22 protein-coding genes and 1 pseudogene are annotated in these 23,551 nt (G+C 61.0%); 12 read left to right on the top strand and 11 right to left on the bottom strand.

Going from position 1 to position 23,551, the window contains the following annotated elements:
* Positions 1-64 precede the first annotated feature (64 nt).
* A complete protein-coding gene (locus GFD32_RS18405; protein WP_163578034.1) occupies positions 65-832 on the top strand; it encodes an exodeoxyribonuclease III in 768 nt (255 codons plus the stop codon).
* A 164-nt stretch (positions 833-996) separates the two neighbouring features.
* Here the strand turns inward: GFD32_RS18405 and rph are convergent, their stop codons facing one another.
* Entirely contained in the window at positions 997-1,734 is a 738-nt protein-coding gene (gene rph / locus GFD32_RS18400) for a ribonuclease PH (RefSeq protein WP_163578033.1), read from the bottom strand.
* 139 nt (positions 1,735-1,873) lie between these two features.
* Between rph and GFD32_RS18395 the strand changes: the two genes are divergently transcribed.
* From GFD32_RS18395 to GFD32_RS18380, 4 genes are all read left to right on the top strand, one after another.
* Positions 1,874-2,755, top strand: coding sequence for a YicC/YloC family endoribonuclease (locus GFD32_RS18395; protein ID WP_163578032.1), 882 nt, complete (start codon positions 1,874-1,876; stop codon positions 2,753-2,755).
* 110 nt (positions 2,756-2,865) lie between these two features.
* Positions 2,866-3,054, top strand: coding sequence for a site-specific integrase (locus GFD32_RS18390; protein WP_163578031.1), 189 nt, complete (start codon positions 2,866-2,868; stop codon positions 3,052-3,054).
* A gap of 369 nt (positions 3,055-3,423) precedes the next feature.
* Positions 3,424-4,218: a hypothetical protein gene (locus tag GFD32_RS18385; RefSeq protein ID WP_163578030.1), complete on the top strand. Its 795-nt coding sequence runs from the start codon at positions 3,424-3,426 to the stop codon at positions 4,216-4,218.
* 7 nt (positions 4,219-4,225) lie between these two features.
* On the top strand, positions 4,226-4,870 hold the full coding sequence (locus GFD32_RS18380) for a hypothetical protein (RefSeq protein ID WP_163578029.1): 645 nt from the start codon (positions 4,226-4,228) through the stop codon (positions 4,868-4,870).
* A gap of 280 nt (positions 4,871-5,150) precedes the next feature.
* On the opposite strand, the gene GFD32_RS18375 is transcribed toward GFD32_RS18380, so the two are convergent.
* The 7 genes and pseudogenes from GFD32_RS18375 to GFD32_RS18345 form a co-directional block, all read right to left on the bottom strand.
* Entirely contained in the window at positions 5,151-5,798 is a 648-nt protein-coding gene (locus GFD32_RS18375) for a hypothetical protein (protein ID WP_163578028.1), read from the bottom strand.
* Positions 5,799-6,086: 288 nt separating this feature from the next.
* Entirely contained in the window at positions 6,087-7,718 is a 1,632-nt protein-coding gene (locus GFD32_RS18370) for a peptidoglycan-binding protein (protein ID WP_163578027.1), read from the bottom strand.
* Positions 7,719-8,233: 515 nt separating this feature from the next.
* Complete coding sequence (locus GFD32_RS18365) at positions 8,234-8,920, bottom strand: hypothetical protein (protein WP_163578026.1); 687 nt, start codon at positions 8,918-8,920, stop codon at positions 8,234-8,236.
* A 12-nt stretch (positions 8,921-8,932) separates the two neighbouring features.
* Positions 8,933-10,555 carry a tetratricopeptide repeat protein gene (locus GFD32_RS18360; protein WP_240455709.1) on the bottom strand — a complete coding sequence of 541 codons (1,623 nt, stop codon included), beginning with the start codon at positions 10,553-10,555 and terminating at the stop codon, positions 8,933-8,935.
* A gap of 290 nt (positions 10,556-10,845) precedes the next feature.
* Entirely contained in the window at positions 10,846-12,837 is a 1,992-nt protein-coding gene (locus tag GFD32_RS18355) for a DUF1566 domain-containing protein (RefSeq protein ID WP_163578024.1), read from the bottom strand.
* 94 nt (positions 12,838-12,931) lie between these two features.
* Entirely contained in the window at positions 12,932-13,135 is a 204-nt protein-coding gene (locus GFD32_RS18350) for a hypothetical protein (RefSeq protein ID WP_163578023.1), read from the bottom strand.
* A 556-nt stretch (positions 13,136-13,691) separates the two neighbouring features.
* Positions 13,692-13,984: pseudogene (locus GFD32_RS18345) on the bottom strand (integrase core domain-containing protein); the annotation flags it as partial.
* A gap of 527 nt (positions 13,985-14,511) precedes the next feature.
* On the opposite strand from GFD32_RS18345, the gene gmk reads away from it, so the two are divergent.
* From gmk to thpR, 5 genes are all read left to right on the top strand, one after another.
* On the top strand, positions 14,512-15,144 hold the full coding sequence (gmk, locus tag GFD32_RS18340) for a guanylate kinase (protein WP_163578022.1): 633 nt from the start codon (positions 14,512-14,514) through the stop codon (positions 15,142-15,144).
* A gap of 69 nt (positions 15,145-15,213) precedes the next feature.
* Complete coding sequence (rpoZ, locus tag GFD32_RS18335) at positions 15,214-15,474, top strand: DNA-directed RNA polymerase subunit omega (RefSeq protein WP_163578021.1); 261 nt, start codon at positions 15,214-15,216, stop codon at positions 15,472-15,474.
* 21 nt (positions 15,475-15,495) lie between these two features.
* Entirely contained in the window at positions 15,496-17,631 is a 2,136-nt protein-coding gene (locus GFD32_RS18330) for a RelA/SpoT family protein (RefSeq protein WP_163578020.1), read from the top strand.
* A gap of 79 nt (positions 17,632-17,710) precedes the next feature.
* On the top strand, positions 17,711-18,100 hold the full coding sequence (locus GFD32_RS18325) for a RidA family protein (protein WP_163578019.1): 390 nt from the start codon (positions 17,711-17,713) through the stop codon (positions 18,098-18,100).
* A gap of 7 nt (positions 18,101-18,107) precedes the next feature.
* Positions 18,108-18,635 (top strand): RNA 2',3'-cyclic phosphodiesterase, encoded by a 528-nt coding sequence (gene thpR, locus GFD32_RS18320; RefSeq protein ID WP_163578018.1) that lies wholly within the window; start codon positions 18,108-18,110, stop codon positions 18,633-18,635.
* A gap of 56 nt (positions 18,636-18,691) precedes the next feature.
* On the opposite strand, the gene GFD32_RS18315 is transcribed toward thpR, so the two are convergent.
* On the bottom strand, positions 18,692-19,564 hold the full coding sequence (locus GFD32_RS18315) for an SDR family oxidoreductase (RefSeq protein WP_163578017.1): 873 nt from the start codon (positions 19,562-19,564) through the stop codon (positions 18,692-18,694).
* An 81-nt stretch (positions 19,565-19,645) separates the two neighbouring features.
* Here GFD32_RS18315 and GFD32_RS18310 point away from each other — a divergent pair, with 81 nt between their 5' ends.
* Complete coding sequence (locus GFD32_RS18310; protein ID WP_163578016.1) at positions 19,646-20,566, top strand: hydrogen peroxide-inducible genes activator; 921 nt, start codon at positions 19,646-19,648, stop codon at positions 20,564-20,566.
* Positions 20,563-22,644 carry an ATP-dependent DNA helicase RecG gene (gene recG, locus GFD32_RS18305; protein ID WP_163578015.1) on the top strand — a complete coding sequence of 694 codons (2,082 nt, stop codon included), beginning with the start codon at positions 20,563-20,565 and terminating at the stop codon, positions 22,642-22,644. The genes GFD32_RS18310 and recG overlap by 4 nt, the downstream gene beginning before the upstream one ends.
* 125 nt (positions 22,645-22,769) lie before the next feature.
* Here the strand turns inward: recG and GFD32_RS18300 are convergent, their stop codons facing one another.
* Positions 22,770-23,126, bottom strand: a complete 357-nt coding sequence (locus GFD32_RS18300) for a hypothetical protein (protein WP_163578014.1) — start codon at positions 23,124-23,126, stop codon at positions 22,770-22,772.
* 76 nt (positions 23,127-23,202) lie between these two features.
* Entirely contained in the window at positions 23,203-23,481 is a 279-nt protein-coding gene (locus GFD32_RS18295) for an HU family DNA-binding protein (protein ID WP_089682620.1), read from the bottom strand.
* Between the last annotated feature and the right edge of the window lie 70 nt (positions 23,482-23,551).

The following is a 23,551-nucleotide window of genomic DNA, read 5'->3' as shown; positions in this document are numbered from 1 at the left end:
ATCGCGACGGGCCATTTACCCAAACGTCGGGTATCATACACGCGCGACGTCAAAGGGACCATGTATGAAAATTGCCACCATCAATGTCAACGGCATCCGCGAGGCGGTCGACCGCGGCTTCCTCGACTGGCTGGCCGGCCAGGACGCCGATGTCGTCTGCGTGCAGAATCTCAAGGCCAAGAGCTTCGAACTCGACGACGACATCCTCTACCCCGAAGGCTACGAGGGCTACTTCCTGGATGCCGAGGAGGACGGTTTCTCCGGGGTCGGCCTCTACTGCCGAAAGATTCCCAAGGCCATCATGTACGGACTGGGCTTTCCGCAGTGCGATCACGAGGCACGCTTCCTGCAGGCCGATTACGACCGCTTCAGCATTGCCAGCTTCCTGATGCCCGACGGCAGCGACTATGCCGCCAAGCAGGCCTTCATGACGCAGTACCAGGAGTACCTGAGCAAGATGGCGCGCAAGCGGCGCGAATACATCATCTGCGGTACCTGGCACATCGCCCACAAGACCATCGACCTGGCCAACTGGGCCGACAACCAGACCACGCCCGGCTTCACGCCGGAGGAGCGCGCCTGGATGGACCAGGTGTTCGGCCCCACCGGCTTCATCGACACCTTCCGCGAAGTCAACCGCGATGCCGGCGAGTACACTTGGTGGCCCAAACTCGACCAGGAGGTGCCGCGTTCCCGCCAGGAGGGCTGGCGCATCGACTACCAGATCGTCGGGCCCAACTTCCGCCGCCACGTGGTGGACGCCTGGATCGACACCGATGCCACCTTCTCGGAGTTCGCGCCGCTGATCGTGGAGTACGACCTGGAGCTGTAACGACCTCCCTTCGTCGCCGTTCCGGCCCCGCCGGAACGCATCGCGCCGGCACAAAGTGCCGGCGCGATGCGTTAAGGGAAGGGAGAGTCAACGCTTCATTCACAACCAGGCAGAGAGATGAGCTTTCCCGGCGCTCATCTCACCCAACGGTTGGAAATGCGCTCTCAGCGGCGGATTCCCAGCGCCTCGCGCTGATGGTCGAAGAGTTCGCCGCCCGCCTTTTCCGCCAGATCGAGCATGGCGTTAAGCGCCTCGCGGGAGAAGGTTCCCGCCTCGGCGGTGCCCTGCACCTCGATCAGGCCGCCCGACTCGGCCATGACCACGTTCATGTCGGTATCGGCGCTCGAGTCCTCGGGGTAGTCCAGGTCGACCACCGGAACACCCTTGAAGAGCCCCACCGACACCGAGCTGATCAGTTGCACGAAAGGGTCGCCCTTGATCAACTTCTCGCGCTGCAGGTAGCGAATGGCGTCGACCAGCGCCACGCAGCCACCGGTGATCGAGGCGGTGCGGGTACCGCCGTCGGCCTGGATGACGTCGCAATCCACGGTGATAGTGTACTCACCGAGCTTCTTGAGATTCACCGCGGCCCGCAGCGACCGGCCGATCAAACGCTGGATCTCCAGCGTGCGACCGCCCTGCTTGCCGCGGGTCGCTTCGCGGCCACCGCGGGTATGGGTGGCACGGGGCAGCATACCGTACTCGGCGGTCACCCAACCCCGACCCTTACCGCGCAACCAACGTGGTACGCCGGCTTCCACGCTGGCATTGCACAGCACCTTGGTATCGCCGAATTCCACCAGTACGGAGCCTTCGGCGTGGCGCGTGTAGTCGCGGGTCAGGCGAATCTCGCGGGGCTGGTTGGGCGCTCGCCCACTGGGACGCTTGACGTCGGCTGCCATAGTTCCTCTCTGCTCGTTATTCGCTCGGAATGAGGGCGCCATTCTACACGGTTGGCGGCAGGAATCGGTTACACTGCCGCCTCGGACCCGACCCTGGGCCGCCGACGGCGGCCCGCATCGCCTGTTGAGGAGTAGGCCAATGGCCGACACCGGCAACCGCGTTCACAGCATGACCGCCTTCGCCCGCCTGAGCCGCGAAACGAGCTGGGGCAGCCTGCAGCTCGAACTGCGCTCAGTGAACCAGCGCTACCTGGAGCCCCATTTCCGCCTGCCCGAAACGCTGCGCGACCTGGAACCCGGCTTTCGCGAGGCCCTGCGTAGCCGCCTGGCCCGCGGTAAGGTGGAATGCACCCTGCGCTTCGAAGCAGAAAGCGCCAATGACACCCTCACGGTCAATTCAGAACGCCTCGCCGCCCTGGCCGCCGCCCTCGGCGAAGTGCGCACCGCCCTGCCCCAAGCAGCCATGCCCGATGCCCTGGCACTGCTCGACCACCCCGGTGTGCTCGAATCCCGCAGCACCGACCTCGACACGGTCAAGGCCGAAGCCAAAACGCTGTTCGATGCCGCCCTCGCCGAACTGCTTGCCGCCCGCGCCCGCGAGGGCGAGAAGCTCGCCGCGCTGATTCACGAGCGCCTGGCCGGGGTGCGCGAGCAGGTCGCCGAGGTGCGCCGCCTGATGCCGCAGATTCTCGATCGTCAGCGCACCCAACTGCTGGAGCGCCTCGAGACGGTCAAGGCGGAACTCGACCCCCAGCGCCTCGAGGCCGAACTGACCCTCCTGGCCCAGAAGGCCGACGTCGACGAGGAGCTCGACCGCCTGGTCGCCCACGTCAGCGAAGTCGAGCGCCAGCTCGGCCAGCCCGGTCCCAAGGGGCGCCGCCTGGACTTTTTGATGCAGGAGCTCAACCGCGAAGCCAACACCCTCTCTTCCAAATCAGTGGTCGCCGACACCACGCGCTGCGCGGTAGAGCTGAAGGTGCTGATCGAGCAGATGAGGGAGCAGATCCAGAATATCGAGTGATGTTCATGGGCCTCCACTAAAACCCACAGATCATCCTGGGGGGCGATATTCCCGAGTTCACCGTACACGGCCTTCGCCGCACCTGCCGCAGCCTGCTGACTGCCGCTGGGGTGCTAGACCGTATCGTAGAGCGCTGCCTGAACCACAAGCCCAAGGGCACCGAAGGCGTCTATGATCACCACGACTACTTCGAAGAGCGGAACGAGGCCCTGACCAAGGTGGCAGAACTGGTGGAGCCGGCCATCAACGGTGCACCAAAGGCACGTTTAAAAAGAGATGCCGAGGTAGCGACTGCATGAGCCCCCCTCCTAAGTGGAAAGTCCCAGGTTGGAATCCTGCCGTGGTAACGGCAGTGGAGGATACACCCGAGGAAATCTGGCGATCCCTGCGCTCATCCTGCGCCGGAGAACGAGTATGATCGAACTGTATCCTAGTAGAGCGGCCCACCCGAAAGTCAGCTAGCCCCGCCGTTGCCAGTTTCCGTAAGAAGGCCACTGACAACCCCAAAAGCCATCTCCAATATCGTCCCTCAGGCCGATTTCGGGCAGTCGAGTGACTCGGGCGCTCAACAGGGGGGCTTGGGGATTGTCAGTACCTTGACAGCACCATTTGGCGAAGGGATATTGCCGTAACGACGGTTGGATTTCCTATATCTTAAAAAGGCTTTCATGAACATGCTAACAATTTTACTCGCGCTCGTTTTTGGCGTAAACCAAACGACTCACGCAGATGATATCAAACCGGACCAGCCTCCCCAACACAATGCTGATACCGCTTCGATGCAACCTCCAGAAAGACCTGACAATATGGTTCACCGTGAATATGATAAAAATCATATTCCCGAATGCGTTGATAAGCGTGTATTTGGTTACTGGTATCTCAGTGACGAAGAAGACACAACACCATTTGAAAGCGTGGAATATGTTGAATGGTTATCCCCAAACGGCAATGTCGTCACCATACCCACAGGTGGTGATGCCAAGCGTGATGATCTCATGCCAATGCAAGCGACTTTCGATTGCGACACCGTTGTTTTTCGGGCATCCCATATACCTCAGGATTATGAATACTCTTACGAGATGAGAGATGATAATTTAGTCTATTATTCCAATGATGACGGGGGTTTTTATTATAGACGGTTACCGTCAGACACCAGCCTTCTCAAGGCACTGCTTCGTTTGGTGGCGACAGGTGAAGTCGAATCGTTTGATACTGTCAATGCCGAAGGTCTGCTAGGTATTAAAAACGCAACGATTGTTGATCTAATTGACTCAAAAAATCAACTGATGCTGATACATCAGGCTGAAGAAAACATGGTCGGCATGATTCAAAATAATGGTGAGCATCTAGCTTTATCAATTGACCCAAGCGTGCTGGCACTGAGTTTTCGTGCAAGCGACACCGATCAAATAAAACGGGTGCTAAACGCCGCAAAATTATCTAAAAATACGTTAAGGGAGTGAACCAAAAATGAATAGATCTATCAGTATAACTTTGTTGACGCTGGCTATTGTCTTATTTTCGCAGCCTGTTCTGTCAGATATACGGATGCATGGTATCTGGAAAGAGATCTCTCAAACGGATAATGACTCAACACTTTATCTTATCGTAAAAAAAGATGGAACATTGATTGATATCTATGCCCAAGAAAGTGCGTTGGATATTTTTCCAGCCGGCAATTACACTATCGAAGAAAATAACTTACATATTGATTACGGAGATGGCGAATCGGAAGTTCTGGAATTTTCTGTCGGTGAGAACCGGCTAAAATTGACAGGTAAAAACTGGACAGAAGAGTATATGCGATTTGCTCATGATGATAGTTTACTATCTGGCTCCATCATACTCGCCGAAACCGGAATGTTTACCATGATTGAATATATTGGTGATGAAGGCACCGATGATTATTTCGCATTTCATGCCAATAATGCTGCCAAGGCTGAGACTATAGATCGCGAGGGGACTGCTAGATTGTTTGAATTCTGGGAGGGGGACTTAAAAGGTCAGATACAGACTAACAATAATATAATCGTTCAACCACTCAATTCCCAAGTACTGTTGTTCAGTGTAGGGAAACCAGAACTTATAAAAAATTTGAGAGAACTCTTACCATGAATCAGTTGGTCCCAACGATCAAGTCAAAACCTGAATCTCGGTAGGCGGAAAGCGACGATTATGGATATGGCTGACGTTTCTTATCGAAGAAACTAATAATTTTGTCCAGAACCGGCCTAAGAAAAACATGAGCTTATCCGTCAAAAACTGGAAGAAACTGACGCCAAAGGATCCGATGGGGGTCACGCTGCCTGAGCGCGCTTTGTATGCATAGACCTCGGCGGCTTCCACCCCATTGGCGATGGGTCGAAGTCGCCGTTCGTGTCTTTTTCTCCCAACGTTACTGTTCGGCCAGGAATTCGGTCAGGGTATCAGCAGCGTTTGCCATTCTTCCTTGTTCAAGATATCTGGCCGCCATCTTTCTAGCCGCGTTGTAATCATCGATCAACTGAGAACCTTCCGGCTCGTTCATGATGTTCGGCTCCAGGCTGTTCATCAGCTGTGTAGCCTCCATTAATTGGTTGACGGCAAGGGCATTGTCCAACTGCTTGAGCAGGGCGACGCGAGCTCTGTCGAACTGGAGTATCGCTCCTTCTGGGCGTCTATCGTCAAGCATCCTTTTTGCGTTGCCAATCAGATTGTTAATGACCTCCTGGTCGTTCCCTTCAGTCGGTATTTCAGCAAGGTCCCTCGTCAGGCGTGCACCGGAATCCGGTGTTATTGGCTGACTCTGAAGCTCTCTGAGTTTCTCGAGTCGCTTAAGGTTGCGTTCCAGGCGACGTTGGAGAGTTTTGGTTTCCGCTGACAAGGCCTGCGCAACACCTTCCTGTCTGTAGAAATTTCTTGATTGTTCCGGGGTTATCAACCTTACCAACTGATCGGTCTGAATTGGCCATGATCGCCAGATGACAATGCCGGCTACCAGAAAAAGCATGCCCAAAAGACATCGGCGGCGCATCGTGCGAACCATTCGTTTGTATTCGATCAAAACGTGACCTTTGGAGTAAGTTTCAGCCTATTCGATAAACTTGGCAACTAGACTGCATTTCTCTGGCCGGCCTGGTTCGGCTGGGTGGTAACGTGTGCGCTCTTTGTGGCGCCCTGATCGGCCAAACCTTAACCGGCCAAAACTGACGTTGCACGATGAACGACAACCAGTCCACGTATAACCGACATTACCAGATTTACGTACTTGGCAAAGCAGGTTGGCCACGTGCGTTGATTGCCGGGCCTGATCGCCTGGTGAGACGGCACTCCATAGGGTGGTTGGGGCTGCTCAGTCACCACTGACCAGACTTTGAATGCGCCAACCCGATTCACTACGGTGGATTTCCATTCTCGGGCCGATCACGAATGCGATTGCCTGGCCTGAGACAAAGCCTTCATTGCCTTCGCTATCCCGTACTGGATAATAACTTTTGCTGTGTGCCGACGAATCGCCGATCAGGGTTAGGATGTCGTGATCCAGTGGACGGACAATGGTCGCGTCGCCGTCCGGTGCACTCCGCATGATGGCATCGGTTGCGGTGACGATTACGGTAGTGAAAGGGTCATGTCCGGCGAGTAAGCGTGTGGGCAGACAGCCAGTATAGGGCAGGCAGTAGACATCCGGCCCCCAGCGTACCGCGCCGAGTGGCAGAATGGTCTCCAGTTGCCGCCAGACATCTTCCCCGCTCTCCGGGTGCTCAAGCCACTCTCGCATATCGTCATGTCCACCACTGCCGCCAAAGCCCAGCATGATGTCCGGTTCGGTCATCGCAATGAGCGACTCGCTGTCCCGCGTGAGGACAACGCGCCGCAGTCGATCGCGGAAGGCGGCGAATGTCGGGTCCCGCCACGCCTCGTCCATTGGCTGCAGACGCGTTCCGTCATAACGCAAACCCTCTCTCGCCAGGGCATTCGCCTCTTCCGGAGTGAGCATTGGTGACCCATAGACCATGGGCTCACCCCGCCACTCACGCCACGCAGCAATTGCCGCCTCGGTTTGCGGTCCAGCAACGCCGTCGACCGAAGCCAGCCAGTAAAAACCGAGCCGCTTTAACCAGAATTGCGCGCGTGCCGTGTCGGTGGGGTTTGGATGTGCGGCGATCAGATCGCGCTGGATGGATGCGACCGACTCCGCCTTGATGACGTACCCTTCCGGCGTCTCCCGGGCGGTTTCATGCAACAAGCTCGCCAATGTGTCCGTTCCGGAATCCTCGAAGGGCTGGAGTGAATCGAGGCGGATATCCAGCAGATCCCAGCAATTGCCATCCTTTGCCAGGGCGTAGGTGGCCTCGCCGATACAGCAAGTCGGGCAGGCTGTCTGGGCAGTTTCGAAATGCCCGCCGAACGCGTGTCGAACCCGGTAGCGGTCACGTTCGGGGTTGGGCATGTCGAATCCCGGTGCTGCAAGCAAATGAGGCACGTTTGCTGGGGTCAGTGCCACGCCCACTACGATGTCGTTGTCCTCGTCCTGGCCTACCCAAGCACTGCCAAGGTGACAACGATCACCCAATCCGTGCGTCTCGATGTCTTGCAGTACGCGCCCGCTTGCCGTGTCGGTCTCACGACCAGTTACCAGCATGGTGAATATGCCAGAGCCACCAACATTGTCCACGAGGCGATACATGACACTGTCGTCACGCCCGGTGATACGTTCGTAGGCCAGCGAGCCGCGTGAAACACCAGCTTCGCCGCGTGATCGCTCGTATCGGGTCAGGCTGAGGAACTGCGAAACCGTCCGGTGCGCATGCCGATCACTGCATGCATCGAGGTTAAGTGAGGCAGGATGGTCGGTATTATTGGTGGACGGAACGAATGGCTCGAAACACGCGGGGTGGGGGCGGAACTCATCATTGTCGCCGATCGCCGCCGTACTGGTGAGTATCAGGCCGAGGGAAAACAGGGCGTTACGGTATCGATGCATGTGGGCTCACTCTCATTCAGAAGCTGCGCGGCCAAGGAACCTTGTCGCTAAGGCCATTCTTGCCTGGGCAATAGCACTAACCGCCAGGTATTACCAGCACGTCATTCATGCCGGCCCTAAACGGATAACGCAGGCGAACCCTCATGTGACCCAATCATTCCAGCACATGGACCTGAAACGTGATGGTTCCGACAACCAGTTGGCCATCGTCACCCAGTCCCGCTCGTGCCTGGGCGTAGGTTTAACACAGCTGATTTTGGTCTTATCGTGTAATTTGGGGTTAATGACATCAATTTGGCCGTGACAAAGTTGTGGAAGGGGTTCATCGGATCGTCTGTTGCTGTCGCTAAGAACCACGAGCAGGATCGAGTCATCTTGGGTTTGATCGACATAATCCCCATTGCCTGCCTCGAGGATGGATTGCAGGATCGCAGATGTCTCGCTGACGAGCGTGTAATGTCGAAGCTGCAAAGATGCTGGTATTGCACTTGATCATTGAAACCGCTACGGACGAGTTAGCGCCGCAAGTGCGGGAATGCCTCGCCTAGCAACGCGTGAAAGCTGTCCAGGGAGCGACTGTCGTCCGTGGCGATCGCCACGGTGTCCGCGGCGACCGGGACCGCCCAGTCTCCATCTTCTCGGTGTATGCTGCCGCTGAATTCCGCTCCCTCGAACTGCATTAACAAGATCGAGACCCCGGCATCCTTTAAATAGACGCTGTAGGCTCCATTGCCGCCGAAGCGTCGAGCATCGTAGCGTTTTTTCACCGACTCCACCTTGCCGGTTTTCACCAGCCGCAGGACAGTGGCAAGCAGGCTGTCCTGGTCCCGCAGCCGATGGTAGACGTACTCTTCGGCGTAGATCACGGTGTCCTCACCGTCGAAACGATAGGGAAAACGGCTGGGCTCTCCGGCGTCGTCATAGAGGATGAAAACGCCTCCCTCCACCTCGAAACGGGGCCCTTGGACAACCTTCATCGACCCGTCCGCATCAGGGTAAAGGTTCAGCATAGGCCCACTAGCGGGGTGGATTTCAATAACCCTGGCGTTCTGCACCTTAGCTTCGGCGCCTTCGGGCACGAGGTACCAAGTGCCGTGTAGGCGATCGTCTGCGCTAACGCCGCTCGAGGTCAGCGCTAGCAGGGCCGCCAGGCCACAGATGAGCCCTACGCCGAACTGCGTAAGCTGTGTACGCACGGTCATGGGAATATCCTTTTAGTTGTCGGCGCTCAGCGGCCGGGCGGCTTCACGGAGCACCTCGCCCATGTAGGACCAGCCCTTGGCTCCGGCGTCACCAATGGCGACCACTGATCCGCTAAGGGCCGCCATCCAAGGTTCACCGTCCCGATACAAAACGCCGCTGAACGGCGGGCCCGGCATTTGCGCCAGTATGATATCGGCGTGGCCCCACATTGACGCCACGAAGCTCCGCGATCCATCGAACAGGGGGGTCTTGTCCCGGGAGGCCAACGCCTCTCGCTCACCGGAAGACCCGAATAGATCTTCGAGCATTTGTTCGCTGGACTGGGGCTCTGAGCTATGCACGATGTCTCGGGCAGAGAATCCCACTGCCTCGCCGGTCAGGGTCAGCCGCAACATGGCCCGGAGCATGTGCCTATCCTCGGGGAGGCGATGCATGACGAAGCCGGGCTCATCTGGATGGGTGAGGAAAATGGTGTCTGCGTCTTCGATGCGCATCCGGTACTGCCGAGGTTCATCCTCACCGCTGATGAAGTACCTGGCGGTGTCACCCGCCAGTGCTACCCGCGTTTTGGTGCCGACCCGATACTGGCGCTCGCTGAGCTTTTCCAGGATACCCATGCGGCCGTCGGCGGCGATGATCTCGAACTGGCGCGCGTCATGCGGGGTAACCCGCTCACTCGGCCTCGCGCGATACCAGAAACCCTGCAGGGGGGATGCCGCCGCCGGGGGCGGTTCGCTCTGCATAGAAGGCGCGGCGGGGCCGCCCAGGGCTTCGGCGCGGGCGTACAATTCCCGGGCCTTGGCCTGATCCCGGGGCACACCGCGGCCCGTCTCGTGGAGTCGGGCGAGCCCGGCTAGCGCGCCTGGCTCGCCGGCTTCGGCCGCCTGGCGGTAGTACTCAGCTGCCTTGCCGGCATCCTTGGGCCGGCCCAAGCCTTGTTCGTGTAGCTGTCCGAGGGCGGTGGCTGCATGCACATACCCCTGCTCCAGGGCCTGCTCGAACCAGCGGGTGGCCTGGTCGTAATCGGCCGGGCCGCCGATATCGTCCCGCGCAGACATTTCCCCCATGACCAGTTGCGCATGGGGATAGCCGGCCTCTGCCGACTGCCTGAGCAGCGACAGGCCCAGGGCCTCGTCCCGCTCCACATGCAAGCCTTCCAGCAGCATCAGACCCATGCCCAGTTCGCCCGCAGCGGCGGCTTGACCGGATTCCCCGGCTGCTTGCTGGAACAAGCGCCACGCCTCGGCCGGGTCGCCTTCGGTACCCCACCCGTTCAGATAAAGGTCGGCGAGGGCGACATAGGCCGGGGGAAATTCCTGTGACGCGGCCCGCCGCAGCATGGCGAAAGCTTTGCCGCGGTCCAGGTACCCTAGTTCCGGGCTGGTGTAGACCATCCCCAGCAGGAACTGTGCCTCGGCGACGCCCTGCTCGGCCAGGTCCTCCGCCAGGCTGATGCCGGTTGCGACGTTGCGTTCGTCACGGTCTCGGCCGGTGATATAGCCGTGGGCGAGTTTCAGGGTGGTGCGTATTTCATCCTGGTCAGGGGCCGTCTCCAGAGCGGCATCCAGGGCGCGCAGCGCGTCCAGTCGTCCTGCGCTGTCAGCCTGTGCTGTATCCAAGGGAACAAGCAGCATCGAAGCCAAGAAAATTGTACCCATGGCGTGACAGATTTTCGAAGCCTCTACTCTCAACACTGTCCCTTACCTCGATTCTCTGGAAATTGGATTATCGATCGTCTCGCAACCAGATAATGCTATCGCCCCTATCGCAGCTACCGGATTCATTTTTCAGCTCATGCCTTACCATGCCGAAGCGCAGATCAACGCTCCAACAGCCAGCTTGCCTCGCTCGGCTCAACACCCGCTCATCTTTGTACACGAAAGAGCGGAAGAATTTGTCAATACCCGCTTTCTACTCCCTTCTTTTAAAAGCTATCTCTAACCCACAACACGTAGCCGCTACCAGAACAGTAACCATCTAATGTGTCCACTCTTCCCCCAGTAAATGCTGCTTCATAATCAATTCCTGCTGGATGCAGCGAAAAAGACCAACATCCGCGTTTAGCTACATAGCCCCTTATGCTTGGCCCATACGTAACGGAGTCAAAATGCTCAGAAATATCTTTGATATCAAAGAAATCTCGCATTCTCAGCCTGGCATGCCGCATCGAGAATGCCGGAATAGCTTTAGCCAGATAATCCGAATGCTTCTCGCTTTGGAGCCGATCTGCCCGCCCCTCATTCCGAAGCTCATCAATGTAAAATTGGCAGTTATCCAAACGCGCGTACTTTGCAGCCGAAAGGAGCTCCGAAAAATGTATATCGGTTGAATTCGAATTGGGACAGTATATTAGCGTGCTTAAATCCTCAAGGCTAGGTAAACGCCAATCCTGATGCCCAGCATGGTCAAGAGGAAACTCTGAACGAGCCGGCTCTTCACTTGTTGTAATAGCTTTGTGCTGGTTAGGCTCACCGATTACCCTACCATCGCGCCATTCTTGACCTTCCATAAAGCGCGTCCACTGGAGACCCGACACGACATCAGTTACGGTTCCGTCACCGTTGTCACGAAGGCGCCCAGCAAATAGATTCTTGCCGGCGTCCGGTTCCAGAGCCGATTCCAACGTGCGCCAGCGAGCCTTCATAGCCTTGCCAAGGTTCGGCTCGGCGGCGAAGAAGGCGCGTGCCTGGTCCAGGCGTTGCTGCAAATCCGGTGAGAACTCCAGGCGTCCCTCGCTGAGATGCTCTGAGACGGCCGGGCCCAATTCGCGCAGCTGTGCCTCAGCTCGGCTGTTGGCCGCATCGATGGGCGCCTCGGCGCGAATTGCCTTCCAGGATGCGATCAGGGTGTCGGAGAGTCGCTGTTCATGCCGGCTGACGACGGCGTCGATTTCTTCGCCTTCCCGTTCCAGTGCAGGGATCAATCCCTTTCGGCGCAGCTCGTCGGCGTAGTCTTCGACGATGGCGGACAGTTGCTCGTCGTATTTGCTGTGCACGCCGTTGAGCCGATGCAAGGCCTCGGGCTCGGCCTTGCGTATGGACCGGATCAAGTCGTTGATATCGACTTGAAAACCGCCAACCATCAGCCCTTCTAAAGGAGCTCGCCCTTCGCTTTGGTAGCCGTGCAGAAGCCGTCTCATAGCTTCCTTGGCCGGTTCAGGCTCAAGCAGCTGTTCCTTGAAGGAGTCGCGGGTAAAAGGAACCGAATACCCAGAACTCACCTTCCTGCGGGTGAAAGTCTCGCCCCAATCCGGACTGCCGGGCACGCTCCAGCCCCATTCACCGGGCTGTCCCAAAATCCCCTGATAGGCCCGGTAGATGGAAATGCCCTGCCACTGCTCGTAGATAGAGATCGGATCCAAAAGGCCAACAACCTCCGGGCTAGCCTGCCGGAGTGCCGGAGGTAGCTGCTGATCAAGCGAGCGGGCGTTCAGCCCTGCAAGGAAAGCGAAGTCGTAGATGCGTGCCAGGTCCATCAGATCATCGGAAACCTGAATTAGACCGGCGGCGGCGTTCCAGCGCACAGTGCCGCCGGGCAGGTTGGGTCGCCGTTCGATGGTCAACAGGGGCATGTTGTTTTCGGTTTGCAGATGGATGCGGGCGAGACGCGGTGCCCGGCCGGTGAAAGCCCACACGGGCTCGCCCACCAAAGTCCACAGCCGGTAGCGAAGCCGGATCAACGGCTCCCCCGCCATCGCGTGGAAAGTGCCCTGCACGCCGGGACGGTAGCTGAAGCTGCCGCTGCCTACGCGACTGGCAAGTTCACCTTCGGCGATGACTGCTGACCGCTCGCCCTGCTCCGCTACCGCAGGCCCCCCTGCCAAAAGGACACTCAGTAAGGCTGCCGCGCAGACTAATCTGATTGTATTTCTCACCATTACCCGGACACCCGCTGGCATTTGTTGTCCATATTCCACCGACGTAGCCTTTGGGCCGCGGACTATGAAGGTGGCGAGAGTTGCGAACGGTAAACAAGGGAGATAATGCCAAAGAAAAACCCCGAGTGCTGGGTCACTTTTTTGGCGTTGCCTCCTTGACCGGCTTAGGTTTTTTCGCGAGGCCGATCGCGTTCAGGATCAGCCCGATAATGAGAATCGGCAACCCAATGACTGGAGCAACAGCCAAGGTGAGGACAAGGCCAAACAAGGCCATGAGGGCTCCTATAATCTGCATACTTGCCGTATTCCCACCCTTCTTTTTTACCTGCTCTGTCATGTTCTTCTTCCTTAGGTTTCAACTTTAGGTGATCGGATTGTGATTTGCATGCATTCAGATCCAAAATTGGCCGTCTCAGAAGTAGCGTGCAGACACTGCTGAGAGCAGCGTTTCCACTTCTGACCACTCGATGGTGTCGATGACAGCTCGGCCCTCAAAAAACGAGGGTAGTCAATCTTGGCGTTGAATTCACCTTTTCGGCCGATCAGCTGGATCTGATGGCCGCGCTTGAGGACGTCGCCTCCAGCAGCGCCGATAAAGACGGGGCAGTCGCAACAACAAGCTGCGATTACAGAAACTTTAAGACCTATATCACTCCTGTGAGTCGAGCCATCCCTTGGCTCGTTTCACCTGCACAGGAGACCCGATATGCCCCCACCCTGCGTGCGCTGCGCCTCGCGGCGCATCATCAACCTCGAGACCGCCCGCCACCTCGGCACTGCCGCCGGGGGGGCTGGTCGACTCTCTGCAGGGGGCTATGTCTCGCTCTGTGCGCGAAGCCTGCCGCTCAACCCCTCAGTAACCTTTATCACTCAGCCGGGGCGCGGCTGCCGTACTAGCTGTGTAAACCCACCAGGTTGTTCACGGAAAGGCCCAGCCGGCTAACCGGAGAGTGGTAATCCAGGCTGGCATGCAACCGATGCCAGTAGTATTGGTGCAGCCAGGCTGGCAGTTGCTGGTCTCGCTGCTCCGAACTCTCGTAAGACCGCGCATAGCCCACTCGCGCAGGGCAGTTTGAATGAACCGCTGTCCCTTGCCATTGGTGCGTGGGGTATAACGCTTATGCCTTAGTCGCAGGCGCCGGCACAAGCAGTGGAATGCCTTAGATTTGTAGCAGGCACCGTGGTCAATCTCAGCACCGGCCTGGCTCTGGCACCCAAACAGAGCGCCCCCATCCATTGCGCCGCCAAGGCGGGCCTAAGCACCTTTATTTACCCGCGCCTTCCGCTTCCAGGCCGAGGTTGAACGCGAGCGCGGCGGTGCAGATATCCGGGCCCTCGATGCCCTCCTTCCCCTGGTGGACACGCCCATGACCGAAGGGCGCGGCACCGGAACAATCAGCCCAGCTACCGCTACCGCTGCCGCGAGCAGCGTACGCGGGCTGGAGGGGAGCCGACGGGAGGTCTACGTCGGCAGGGCGAAACTGCTAAGGATGCTGCACCGCCTCGCACCGGGCTGGACCGAGCAGATGTTCCGGCATGCCTAACGTTTCGACTGACCAATCAGCCGAATAAGGCCCTCCGGCCAAGCGAGCCCCCTTGAATACTGCAGCCTTGAGCGATGGAGCCGGCGTGCAGCAGTCGGGCGGGTATGCGATACTGCGCCCCTTCTCGACCCCAAGCCATCGCCCCAGGCCGCTGACTACGGACACGCCCATGTCTCAAGGTACGCTGTTCATCGTTTCCGCTCCCTCCGGCGCCGGCAAGACCACCCTGGTCCGTGAGCTCATCGAGAGCCTCGACGGCATTCAGGTGTCGGTATCGCATACCACCCGACCGCAGCGGCGCGGCGAAGTGGACGGAGTGAACTACCACTTCGTCGACACGCAAACCTTCGAAGCCATGATCGCGCGCGGCGAGTTCTTCGAGCACGCTCGGGTATTCGACAACTACTACGGCACCGCCCGCCCCGCCGTGAAAGCGATGCTCGACGCCGGCCAGGACGTGATCCTGGAGATCGACTGGCAGGGCGCCCGTCAAGTGCGCCGCCAAATGTCCGAGGCCGTGTCGGTGTTCATCCTGCCGCCATCACGCGAGGAGCTGGAGCGCCGCCTGGCCAGCCGTGGCACCGATGAGCACGCCACCATCGACCGACGCATGCGCGATGCAGTGAGCGAGATGTCGCACTATGACGAATACGACTATCTGGTGATCAACGACGACTTCACCACGGCACTGCGCGAGTTGCAGTCGCTGGTGATCAGCCGCCGGCTCAGCGTGGCACGCATCCGTGAGCGCCACGGCCCGCTGCTCCAGGCGCTCTTGTCACAGCCGCCAGCGGTCGAGTAAGCTAATCTGTCCCGTTGTTGTCACTCCCGCCCGGCCATGGCCGGCGCTTCACAGTTCAGGAAGGTCCAAATGGCGCGAGTCACCGTCGAAGATTGTCTGGAAAACGTCGAGAACCGCTTTCAGCTGGTGATGATTTCTACCCAGCGCGCGCGCCAGCTCGCCCGCGGCTCACGCGATGCCCAGCTGCCCTGGGAAAACGACAAGCCCACCGTCATGGCCCTGCGCGAGATCGCCGAAGGGCTGGTCGACGCCAGCGTGCTCGATGAACCCATCGAAGCACCGGTCAGAATTCGCCCCGAGGGCGAGCCGGGCATCGCCATCGAGGAGTAACCCCCAGCTCAAGGCGCGCCCATGTTCACCATCGACGACCTGGCCGACCGACTCGGCGGCTATCTGCCCGCTGACGAAATCCAGCAGGTCAAGCGCGCCTTCTACTATGCCGAACAGGCCCATGACGGCCAGCAACGCCGCTCCGGCGAGCCCTATGTGACCCACCCCCTCGCCGTGGCCAACATACTGGCCAACATGCACATGGACCATCAGAGCCTGATGGCCGCCATGCTGCATGACGTCATCGAGGATACCGGCGTCGGCAAGGAAGCGCTGGGCGAGCAGTTCGGCAAGCCGGTGGCAGAGCTGGTCGACGGCGTTTCCAAGCTCACTCAGATCACCTTCGAAGACAAGGCGGTCGCCCAGGCCGAAAACTTCCAGAAGATGGTGCTGGCGATGTCCCGGGACATCCGCGTGATCATCGTCAAGCTCGCCGACCGCCTGCACAACATGCGCACACTGGGCGCCCTACGCCCGGAGAAGAAACGCCGCATCGCCCGCGAGACGCTGGAGATCTACGCTCGCATCGCCAGCCGCCTGGGCATCAATACCATCCGCGTGGAACTCGAAGATCTCTCCTTCCAGGCCCTGCACCCGATGCGCGCCGAGCGCATCAAACGCGCCGTATCCAGCGCTCGCGGCCACCGCCGCTCGGCGATCCGCCAGGTGCAGAACGCCTTGCAGAAGAGCCTCGACGACGAAGGCCTGTCCGGCACCGTGGTGGGCCGTCAGAAGCATCTGCTGTCGATCTACAAGAAGATGCGCGACCAACGCAAGTCGTTCGCCGAGATCATGGACGTGTTCGGCTTTCGCATTCTCACCGACGACGTCGACAGCTGCTATCGCATCCTGGGCGTGGTACACAACCTCTACAAGCCCGTGCCCGGGCGCTTCAAGGACTACATCGCGATCCCCAAGGCCAACGGCTACCAGAGCCTGCACACCACCCTGTTCGGCCGCGGCGGCATGCCCATCGAAGTGCAGATCCGCACCCGCGAGATGGAAGCCATGGCCAACAACGGCATCGCCGCCCACTGGCTCTACAAGGCCGGCCAGACGGATCACCCCATCGCCGAGGGCAGCCATGCCCGCGCCCGCGAATGGGTCAAGGGCCTGCTCGAAATGCAGCGCCACGCCGGGGATTCGCTGGAGTTCATCGAGCATGTCAAGAACGACCTCTTCCCCGACGACATCTACGTCTTCACGCCCCGCGGCGACATCATGGAGCTGCCCCAGGGCGCCACGGTGATCGACTTCGCGTACGCGGTGCATACCGACATCGGCAACGGCTGCATCGCCTGCCGCATCGATCGTCACCTGGCCCCGCTCTCCACCCGCCTGGAGAGCGGCCAGACGCTGGAGATCATCACCGCGCCCGGGGCCAAGCCCAATCTCGCCTGGCTAAATTTCGTAATCACCGCCAAGGCACGCTCGGCGATCCGCCACGCCCTCAAGCATCAGCAGCACACCGAAGCGGTGCAGCTCGGCCGCCGGCTTCTCAACAAGGCCCTCGGGCCTTACGAGACCAGCCTCGAAGAACTGCCGAACGACGTGTTGCCGACTCTGCTCGCCGAGCTCGGCGTGAAGAACGAAGAGGCCCTGCTGGAATCCATCGGCCTGGGAAATCGCGTCGCCCACGCCGTGGCTGGCCGTCTGATCGACATTCGCCAGGGCGACGACACGGCCGGCGACGAAACTCCGACCAGACCCCAGGGCCCCATCGTGATCAGCGGCGCCGAAGGCATGGTGATCAAATTCGCCCGCTGTTGCCATCCGCTACCCGGCGATCCAGTGGTCGGCCACCTCTCGGTGGGCAAGGGCATCGTGGTGCACCGTGCCGAGTGCCGCAACCTCGATGAACTCAAGAGCGATCCCGACAAGCTGTTCGCCCTGGAGTGGTCCCAAGACCACCATGAAGATTTCGCCGTGGCGCTGCGCATCGAGATCGAAAGTCGTCGAGGCTTGGTCGCCGAACTGGCCAGCCTGGTCACCGACGCCGATGCCAACATCGAGCGCATCGGCATCGAAGAGCGTGACGCCCGGCTATCCATCGTCCACCTGACCCTGGCGGTTCACGACCGCGTCCATCTGGCCCGCATCATCAAGCGCCTGCGCAACCTCTCCCACGTCGGCAAGATCTCGCGCGTCGGAAACTGATCCCGTTTCCCGTCGGCCCGCGTCGTTGCGGGCCGGCACACCCTTCGTTACGACTCGCATACCCAACCAGGAGGCTCCCATGAGCAACAAAGCCGTCATCAATACCGACAATGCACCCGCTGCCATCGGTCCCTATTCCCAGGCCGTCAAGGCCGGCAATACCGTCTACCTCTCCGGCCAGATCCCGCTGGACCCAGCCACCATGTCGCTGGTCTCCGACGACTTCGAGGCCCAGGCGCGCCAGGTCTTCACCAACCTCCAGGCGGTCTGCGAAGAAGCCGCCGGCTCGCTGCAGGACATCGTCAAGCTCAACCTCTATCTGGTGGACCTGGACAACTTCGCCATCGTCAACGAGGTCATGGAGGCGTTCTTCGACGCGCCTTTCCCGGCCCGTGCCGCCGTAGGCGTGAAAGCGCTGCCCAAGGGCGCGCAGGTCGAGGCGGAAGCGATCATGGTGATAGGGGATTGAGCCGCGCATGCGGCTCTTCCTGGCGCTGAACCCGCCGCCCGAGCTGCGCCTGCGCCTCGGCGAGCTGGCGGATATCGCCCATGCCCATTGCGGCGGGCGGCGGGTGCCGACGGCCAACCTGCACCTAACGCTGGCCTTCCTCGGCGAAGTGGAAGAGACCCGTGCCGAGGCACTGGCCAACTGGGTGCGTGGCCTGACCGTGGCCCCTGGCGAATGGCGGCTGGATGCCTGGGGTCATTTTCGCCGCCCGGGCATCGTCTGGATAGGCGGGCAGCGCCCCGACCCCGTACTCACGGCGCTGCACCACCGCCTCTGGAAAACTCTCGAAGGTCAGGGAATCACCGGTCGCAGCGGGCGCTTCCTGCCCCACGTCACCCTGTTGCGGCAGGCAACGAAGCAGGACAGCCAAGCCCTTCCCCCACCGCCAGCTTGGCGCTGGCTCTACGACCGTATCGCTCTGATGCAGTCGGTGACCGACCACCGCGGGGCTTGCTACCGAACCCTGGCACAGTCACCGCCAGCCTCCGATGCATAGCGCCAGCATTCAGCTCGGCTGCATATGGCTGACCAAATGCTGGTGCACCAACTGACTCAGACTGGCTGTGTCAGAAATCCACCCGTTTTCATCACCTGGGCATAGCCCGCCCGGTAATCGGGGTAACGAAACTCATAACCGGATTGGCGCAGGCGCGTATTGTCGCAGCGCTTGCTGGCACGCTTGCGCAGTGGCGCCTGTATCACCTCGGTGGGTTCGACCTTGAGCTGCTGGGCCATCCAGCGCATCACCTCATAGAGTGGCGCCGGCTCGCAGTCGCTGGCCAGATACAGCGGCTCCACCGGCTCTCCGGCCTCGCCGAGCCCAAGCAGATGAGCCAGCACCCCGGCACAATCGTCACGGTGAATGCGGTTGGAGTACATGGGAGGTGCCGTGGGAGCGATGCGGCCTTCCAGCACCTGATGGATCAGGCGATCGCGGCCCGGGCCATAGATGCCCGAAAAGCGCACCACGGTGCCGGGAATGGGGCTATCGTGCAGCGCCTGCTCGGCTTCTCGCATCAACACGCCAGAGAAACCGGCGGATTCGGCCGGACTCTCTTCGTCGACCCGCTCGCCCTCTTTCTGACCGTAGACACTGGTGGACGACACGAAGAGCAGGCGCTGCGGGGCCCGTTCGCGATTTTCGTAGGTGCGCAGTACCGCCTTGAGGCCATCGGGATAGGCGGCCCGGTACGCGGCTTCCTCGAAGCGGTCCGCACTCAGTACGTAGACCACGTAGTCGGCATCCGGCAAGGCGTCGAGCGAAGCCGGGTCGCCGAGATCCAGCGCCAGCGGCTCGATACCGCTGCCGTCCAGTGCCGCGACATGGCGTCGCGCCCCGATCACCCGGTGTCCCGCATCGATCAACTCGCGGCCCAATGCCTGGCCGATATCGCCACAGCCCAGAATCAGCGTCGTCTTCTTCACCTTTCTCTCGCCCCCTGATAAAAAGTCCCTATCGGAAAGCCACCCATCCATCGTCCGAGAGGATGCCCAGCGGGCACCATCATGACTCTAACAGAACTTCGTTACATCGTGACACTGGCCCAGGAGCGCCACTTCGGGCGCGCCGCCGAGCGCTGCTTCGTGTCCCAGCCGACGCTGTCGGTGGCCGTCAAGAAGCTCGAGGAGGAGCTTGGCGTCGCCCTCTTCGAACGCTCCAAGTCCACCGTACAGGTTACCCCGATGGGGGAGAAGATCGTCGAACAGGCCCAGCGCGTGCTGGAGCAGAGCAGCGTCATCAAGGAGCTGGCCTCGGCGGGCCGCGATCAGCTGGCCAGCCCTCTGCGCATCGGCGCCATCTACACCATCGGGCCCTACCTTTTTCCCCAGCTGGTGCCGGCGCTGGCCCAAAGCGCGCCGCAGATGCCGCTCTACATCGAGGAGGGATTCACCGGCAACCTGCGCCGCAAGCTGCGCAGCGGCGAGCTCGACGCCATCATCATCGCCCTGCCCTTCACCGAAACCGACGTGGTCACCAAACCGCTCTACGAAGAAGCCTTCGAGGTGCTGATGCCGGCCGATCACTTCTGGGCGGAGCGCGACCACATCGACAAGGAAGACCTGCTCCAGGAGCGGCTGCTGCTGCTCGGCGAAGGCCACTGCTTCCGCGACCAGATCCTCGAGGCCTGTCCGGCCATCAGCCACAAGCTTGCGAGCCCCAACAACACCCTCACCGCCGAGGGCGGCTCGCTGGAAACGATACGCCACATGGTGGCCTCCCGGCTCGGTATCACCGTGCTGCCCCAATCGGCCATCGGCACCGGCCGCTACGAGAGCGGGCTGCTCATCAGTCGCCCCTTCCGCGAGCCGGCGCCGTCACGCACCGTGGCCGTCGCCTGGCGTGCCAGCTTTCCGCGGCCCAAGGCCATCGACGCCGTCACCAGCGCCATTCTGCGCTGCCATGAAGCGCTCCCCGAGACGGCATGAGCACCCTCGACGCTCCCGTCACCGACCTCAAGGGAGTGGGTGACGCGCTCTCAGTGAAGCTCGCCCGCCTGGGCGTATCCAGCGTGGCCGACCTGCTCTTCCACCTGCCGCTGCGCTACCAGGACCGCACCCGCATCACCCCCATTGCCACTCTCAGGGCGGGCATGGAGGCGGTAGTGGAGGGCGAGGTGGCAGCGAGCGAGGTGGTGAGGGGGCGCCGACGCAGCCTGCTGGTGCGCCTGCGCGACGGCTCCGGCATCCTCAGCCTGCGCTTCTTCCACTTCTCGCCGGCCCAGCAGCAACAGTTTCGCCCAGGCTCCCGTGTGCGCGCCTTCGGCGAGGCCCGAGCCGGCGCCACGGGGCTCGAACTCTACCACCCGGAGTATCGGCTGCTGGGTAGTGGCGTTGCCCCGGTGGAAGATCACTTGACACCGATCTACCCGACCACCGAGGGGCTGCATCAAAGCCGCCTGCGGGCTCTGGTCGAACAGGCACTTGCCCAACTCGACGATACTCCGGAAGCGCTGCCCGACTGGCTGCCCGACCCCTTGCGCGCACGCTTCGACCTGCCCGAGCTGCACCATTGCCTGCAAGTGCTGCACCGCCCGCCGCCGGACATCGATTCCGAAACCCTGGCCAGCGGACGCCACCCGGCCAGCCGCCGTCTGGCGCTGGAGGAACTGCTCGCCCACCACCTCAGCCTGCGCGAGGTGCGCCTGAAAATTCAGCGGGATGGCGCACCGGCACTGCCCAGCGGGCGCGGCCTGCAGGCACGTTTTCTTACCCAGCTACCCTTCTCGCTGACCGGCGCCCAGCGCCGCGTGCTCGACGAGATCGCCGCCGACCTGGCCCGGGAAGTGCCCATGCTGCGACTGGTACAGGGCGACGTGGGGTCCGGCAAGACGGTGGTCGCCGCCATGGCCGCGCTCGCCGCCATCGCCGGCGACTGCCAGGCAGCAATGATGGCACCCACCGAGATTCTCGCCGAACAGCACTACCGCACCTTCCAGGCCTGGTTCGCCCCGCTGGGCATCGAGGTGGCCTGGCTCTCCGGCAAACTCAAGGGCAAGGCGCGCCTCGACACCAAGTCGGCCATCCTCGACGGCCGCGTGCGCCTGGTGGTAGGCACCCACGCCATCTTCCAGGAGGACGTGCACTTCCAGCGTCTGGGTCTGGCCATCGTCGACGAACAGCACCGCTTCGGCGTGCACCAGCGTCTGGCTCTGCGCGAGAAGGGCGAGGCCGGAGGCCTGACGCCCCACCAACTGGTGATGACCGCCACGCCGATTCCGCGCACTCTGGCCATGAGCGCCTACGCCGATCTGGACGTTTCGGTGATCGACGAGCTGCCCCCCGGCCGTACCCCGGTAAAAACGGTCGTGGTGCCCGACGAACGCCGTCCCGAGGTGGTGGCACGCATTCGCCACGCCTGCGCCGATGGTCGCCAGGCCTACTGGGTATGTACTCTGATCGAAGAGTCGGAAGCGCTGGAGTGCCAGGCCGCCGAGGCGACTCGCGACGAACTCACCGAGGCGCTGCCCGAGCTGGCCATCGGCCTGGTCCACGGGCGCATGAAGGCCGCCGAGAAAGCCGCGGTGATGGAGGCCTTCAAGACCGGTGAACTGGATCTGCTGGTCGCCACCACGGTGATCGAGGTGGGCGTCGACGTACCCAACGCCAGCCTGATGATCATCGAGAACCCCGAGCGGCTGGGGCTCTCCCAGCTCCACCAGCTGCGCGGCCGGGTGGGGCGCGGCAGTACCGAGAGCTACTGCGTGCTGCTCTACCATCCGCCGCTGTCGGCCCACTCCAAGGAGCGCCTGGCGGTGATGCGCGAGACCACCGACGGCTTCCGCATCGCCGAGAAAGATCTGGAATTGCGCGGCCCCGGCGAGGTCCTGGGCACCCGCCAGACGGGTCTGGCACAGATGAAGATCGCCGACCTGGAGCGCGATGCCGACCTCCTCGAACGGGTCGCCCCGCTGGCCGACGCCTTGCTCGCCAGCCGCCCCGAGGCCAGCCAGCCGCTGATCCGCCGCTGGCTCGGCGCAGAGGCCGGGCGTTATGGGCAAGTGTGACGCTGGGCTGCGGGCTACGGGCTACGGGCTACGGGCTACGGGCTACGGGCCATAGTCTAACTCGCCCATCGAAACCCGTGGCTCGAAGCTCGTGGCTCGTATCTCGCAACTCGCCAACAGCGCTCTTAAAGCGCTTTCAGAAGCTTTTGCAGCTTTTGCAGATCGCTGGAGTCGCCGACCAGGCGTACCCGGCCCGCCATCATGCCGTCGAGAAAAGCCTGCTGAGTGGGTTTGCGCAGGATCTCGAGCGCCGTGGCGGCGTCAACGAAACGCAATTCCAGATCGAGATCCACCGGCAGACCGCGGCCCGTCTCGATGCCTCGCGGCGACATGCGGTAGTGGCGGGCAATGGCGAGATCTTCGGTGGCGATGCCCCAATCGAGGCCGCGCATCTCGCTCAGACTGTCACGGAAACGCGGCTTGCGCTTCAGCGCGCGCTTGAGCATCCATCCCAACAGCCACAGCGTCAGTTGAAGCTTCATGTCGAGTCCGCTTCGAACGGGGAGGGGGGGGGAGCGCCGCGGCCTGCCATCGAGCAGACCGCGCCATGGGAGCCCGTCAGCCCTTGCCGACGGCATCCTTGAGGCCCTTGCCGGGCTTGAAAGCCACCGTCTTGCTGGCCGGAATGGCCAACGGCTGGCCGGTCTGGGGATTCTTGCCCGTGCGAGCAGCACGCTCGCGCACGGTGAAGGTGCCGAAACCGATCAGCGAGACGTCCTGCCCCTGAGCCACGCTGCCGGTGATCTCGTCAAGAATGACGTTGAGCACTTGGCTCGCTTTGTCCTTGGAGAGATCGGCACGTTCGGCAATCGCCGCGGCGAGTTCTGGTTTACGCATAAAGCCCTCCTGAATGTTGGCTATGTTGCCCGGCGATGTGCATCACCGGCGACCTTGTTATCGAATAGCG

Origin of the sequence: Halomonas faecis, from assembly GCF_010993975.1 — a bacterium.
Taxonomy (GTDB): Bacteria; Pseudomonadota; Gammaproteobacteria; order Pseudomonadales; family Halomonadaceae; genus Halomonas; species Halomonas faecis.
Note: the sequence above shows the minus strand (reverse complement) of the source record. Positions and strands in the feature narration are given on the sequence as shown.

Bases quoted from the DNA above. Each gene is read 5' to 3' on its own strand.
- GFD32_RS18405 (WP_163578034.1), top strand. From the start codon at position 65: ATGAAAATTGCCACCATCAATGTCAACGGCATCCGCGAGGCGGTCGAC.
- rph (WP_163578033.1), bottom strand. From the start codon at position 1,734: ATGGCAGCCGACGTCAAGCGTCCCAGTGGGCGAGCGCCCAACCAGCCC.
- GFD32_RS18395 (WP_163578032.1), top strand. From the start codon at position 1,874: ATGGCCGACACCGGCAACCGCGTTCACAGCATGACCGCCTTCGCCCGC.
- GFD32_RS18385 (WP_163578030.1), top strand. From the start codon at position 3,424: ATGAACATGCTAACAATTTTACTCGCGCTCGTTTTTGGCGTAAACCAA.
- GFD32_RS18380 (WP_163578029.1), top strand. From the start codon at position 4,226: ATGAATAGATCTATCAGTATAACTTTGTTGACGCTGGCTATTGTCTTA.
- GFD32_RS18370 (WP_163578027.1), bottom strand. From the start codon at position 7,718: ATGCATCGATACCGTAACGCCCTGTTTTCCCTCGGCCTGATACTCACC.
- GFD32_RS18365 (WP_163578026.1), bottom strand. From the start codon at position 8,920: ATGACCGTGCGTACACAGCTTACGCAGTTCGGCGTAGGGCTCATCTGT.
- GFD32_RS18360 (WP_240455709.1), bottom strand. From the start codon at position 10,555: ATGCTGCTTGTTCCCTTGGATACAGCACAGGCTGACAGCGCAGGACGA.
- GFD32_RS18350 (WP_163578023.1), bottom strand. From the start codon at position 13,135: ATGACAGAGCAGGTAAAAAAGAAGGGTGGGAATACGGCAAGTATGCAG.
- gmk (WP_163578022.1), top strand. From the start codon at position 14,512: ATGTCTCAAGGTACGCTGTTCATCGTTTCCGCTCCCTCCGGCGCCGGC.
- rpoZ (WP_163578021.1), top strand. From the start codon at position 15,214: ATGGCGCGAGTCACCGTCGAAGATTGTCTGGAAAACGTCGAGAACCGC.
- GFD32_RS18330 (WP_163578020.1), top strand. From the start codon at position 15,496: ATGTTCACCATCGACGACCTGGCCGACCGACTCGGCGGCTATCTGCCC.
- GFD32_RS18325 (WP_163578019.1), top strand. From the start codon at position 17,711: ATGAGCAACAAAGCCGTCATCAATACCGACAATGCACCCGCTGCCATC.
- thpR (WP_163578018.1), top strand. From the start codon at position 18,108: ATGCGGCTCTTCCTGGCGCTGAACCCGCCGCCCGAGCTGCGCCTGCGC.
- GFD32_RS18310 (WP_163578016.1), top strand. From the start codon at position 19,646: ATGACTCTAACAGAACTTCGTTACATCGTGACACTGGCCCAGGAGCGC.
- recG (WP_163578015.1), top strand. From the start codon at position 20,563: ATGAGCACCCTCGACGCTCCCGTCACCGACCTCAAGGGAGTGGGTGAC.
- GFD32_RS18300 (WP_163578014.1), bottom strand. From the start codon at position 23,126: ATGAAGCTTCAACTGACGCTGTGGCTGTTGGGATGGATGCTCAAGCGC.
- GFD32_RS18295 (WP_089682620.1), bottom strand. From the start codon at position 23,481: ATGCGTAAACCAGAACTCGCCGCGGCGATTGCCGAACGTGCCGATCTC.